This window comes from Mongoliibacter sp., from assembly GCF_007692705.1.
Lineage (GTDB): Bacteria > Bacteroidota > Bacteroidia > Cytophagales > Cyclobacteriaceae > Mongoliibacter.
In genome coordinates this window covers 1-2,966 of the sequence record NZ_REBN01000123.1, presented here as the reverse complement: position 1 = coordinate 2,966, position 2,966 = coordinate 1, and the positions used below count along the sequence as shown (strand labels likewise).

Genomic DNA, 2,966 nt, shown 5'->3' with positions numbered 1-2,966 from the left:
CGCAGGTTCAAATCCTGTCACCCCGACAAAGTGGGTTATCAACCCCCATCAAAAGACTGTAAATCATATGATTTACAGTCTTTTACGTTTTTATTTTAAAAATTTGTTGAAAACCTAAAATTGAAATGAAATCCTTGCACAGGATTTATTGTCGGTTAATTTTAGCAGTATACTTTTATAGCAGCATATTCCAACAGCATAAAAACAACATAAGGCAGTGAGATCAGTATAAAAAAGGATAGGATAGGAAATGCCCTTTTATGAAATTCCAAAATCGATACTATTACCATAAAAAAGTTAAATTCCTTCCTGATAATTGATATCAAATTTTACTGAAGGAATTGGATACTGTAGATTAAATAGCATGATGAACATTGCAATTTCAGAATCAAGAAACATACCCAAACAATCTATTATAGACCTATATAAAGCCAATAATTGGAGTTCGGCAAACAAACCTGATTTACTGGAGAAGGCTCTCAAAAATTCTCACTCCTTAATATCTGCTTGGGATGAAGATAAATTAATTGGTTTAGGCAATGCCATTTCTGATGGCCACTTGGTTGTATATTATCCTCATCTGCTTGTTCTTCCCGATTATCAGGGAAAAGGCGTTGGTCAGATGATCATGACCCGAATGAAAGAGATTTATAAAGATTTTCATATGCAAATGTTGACCGCAGATGGGAAAGCAATCCAATTCTATCAAAAAATTGGATTTGAAAGAGCCGGGCAAACAGAACCCATGTGGGTTTATCATGGAGATGAACATTGAGAGTGGTTTTATCATTTATAGCAAAAATCTATAGGATTTGATTTGGAATCAAAAAGGTAAATTCACCTTATTTGAAAATCAATAAAAAGTTAAGTTTATGAATGGTTTTAAGACAGCATACAGTAGTTTTTCAAAATGAGAAAGATGAATTTGAGAACAACCTTTGTCACTTTGCCAACTTATAATGAAAAGGTAAATTAACTAGATAGAAAATGTTATTTGACTTGCCTGCTGACCGCAACCTCAATCTCCTTCCAATGGATGGATCTGTACTTTATTTCGGGAAAATATTTTCTACTATTGAAGCCGACCATTTCTTCAAAATGATGTATGAAAAAATTGAATGGAAAAAGGATGAAGCAATGATTTTCGGAAAAAAAATCTACACAAAACGAAAAGTAGCTTGGTACGCTGACTTTCCTTTTGAATATACTTATTCCAATGTTACAAAATCCGCCTTACCTTGGACAGACGAGTTACTGGAGATTAAAAAAATCACTGAAAACGTTTCTGGAGAACGGTTTAATTCTTGCCTTTTAAACCTTTATCACTCAGGGTCCGAAGGGATGGCTTGGCACAGCGACGGTGAAAGGGACTTGAAAAAAAATGGTGCGATAGGATCGGTAAGCTTTGGAGCTGAAAGAAAATTTTCCTTCAAGCATAAAAATTCTGGACAAAAAATAGATTTGCTCCTAGAGCATGGAAGCCTTCTGATTATGAAAGGAGAAACCCAAACACATTGGATGCATCGACTACCTCCCACCAAAAAAGTCTTTTCCCCAAGAGTAAACCTTACTTTTAGAACTATTGATAAAGAGCAGTAAACGAAAATCTATTGAAGAATTGAATTTTACTGACAGGAATTAAAGCACTCCAACTAAATTATTTCCATCTGGGTATTGATTCTGCTCACTAACGCTTTCCTCAATATTCTCCCAGATCGGGAGGATTTCAAGAAAAAATCCTTGTCAGTGCCACTCACCATTTATTAAAATTGAATTTCGATTTGTACAGAAGATCAACTTTTGAAGAATCATATTCAACATACTGGAATTCAGTTGGCAAATCGTAATCCTGACGTAGCTCTCTTATCAATTGTATTATCCCCCCTCCCCCACCTGAGGTAAAGAAATTTACTCCTCCTGAGCCATCGGGTATTACACGTTCTAAAAAACTGGAATAAAATCAAAAAGATCAAACACCTGTACATAGCAAAATGGACGTTTATATGAATTTGCAAACATCCAATTCAATAAGAAAGAAAATGTGGACCCGCTTAGGCTTTATTAACTAAATTACTATTTGTTTGAGGTTTTTTAAGAGAAAACTAAATTTTTACTATTTTGGAAATCAAACTCCAACCACATGAAAAACAAGTCCGGTTTTTTGAATCAGTCCATCAAAACTTTTATTGGCTTTTATGTTCTCATCTATATATTCCCATTTCCTGTAAACCACTTTCCTTACGGCTATATGCTTATTTCCCAGCATATCGACAGTGCCAAAGGAAGTTTAAGCTTGTTTGTAGGTAAATATGTTTTGGGGTTCGAAAACTTGGAATATGTCCCTTTAAACGGCAGTGGTGATACTACATTGGATTACATTTCCCTTGTCAGTTATGGGCTCTTGGCTGCTCTGATTTCAATGGCAGTATTATTTTTAGTCCGCAATAAATCCAGACTAGATCAGTTTTATCATTTGATCCTGATATATGCCCGGTATTTCGTAGGCTTGACTCTAATTTCTTATGGGGTGATCAAATTCCTGCAAGGCCAGTTTCCAAGTCCGAGTTATCTGGCACTGGAGAGCACATACGGTGATTTTTCACCTATGGGTTTGGCTTGGAGGTTTTTTGGGTACTCGGATTTGTACAAAGGATTTATGGGAGTCGCTGAAACCATGGCTGGTCTACTCTTATTGATCAGGAGAACACAGTTGCTCGGAGCACTGATCTCTATCACGGTTACCGCAAATATTTTTCTTGTCAATTTATCCTTCGATGTTCCTGTCAAGTTGTTTTCCGGACATCTTTTGTTCTTTTCTCTTTTGATAGCTTTGCCATATCTCAGGTCTTTGATAGATTTTTTCCTATTACACAAACCTTCACAGCTTACCTCAATAGTATATCCTCTTACCAACAAATGGAAAAAAATAATCTATTGGGGTGCCAAAGCCTACTTTGTAGGACTTG

General features: G+C 35.8%; 2 protein-coding genes and 1 pseudogene. All 3 read left to right on the top strand.

Annotated features, from left to right (window positions below):
• Positions 1–364 precede the first annotated feature (364 nt).
• Complete coding sequence (locus EA341_RS06005) at positions 365–775, top strand: GNAT family N-acetyltransferase (RefSeq protein WP_293012317.1); 411 nt, start codon at positions 365–367, stop codon at positions 773–775.
• 212 nt (positions 776–987) lie between these two features.
• The gene (locus EA341_RS06000; protein WP_293012315.1) at positions 988–1,599 is read left to right on the top strand and encodes an alpha-ketoglutarate-dependent dioxygenase AlkB; all 612 of its coding nucleotides are present in this window, start codon (positions 988–990) and stop codon (positions 1,597–1,599) included.
• A gap of 541 nt (positions 1,600–2,140) precedes the next feature.
• Positions 2,141–2,966, top strand: a pseudogene (locus EA341_RS05995) (hypothetical protein); the annotation flags it as partial.

Bases quoted from the DNA above. Each gene is read 5' to 3' on its own strand.
- EA341_RS06000 (WP_293012315.1), top strand. From the start codon at position 988: ATGTTATTTGACTTGCCTGCTGACCGCAACCTCAATCTCCTTCCAATG.
- EA341_RS06005 (WP_293012317.1), top strand. From the start codon at position 365: ATGATGAACATTGCAATTTCAGAATCAAGAAACATACCCAAACAATCT.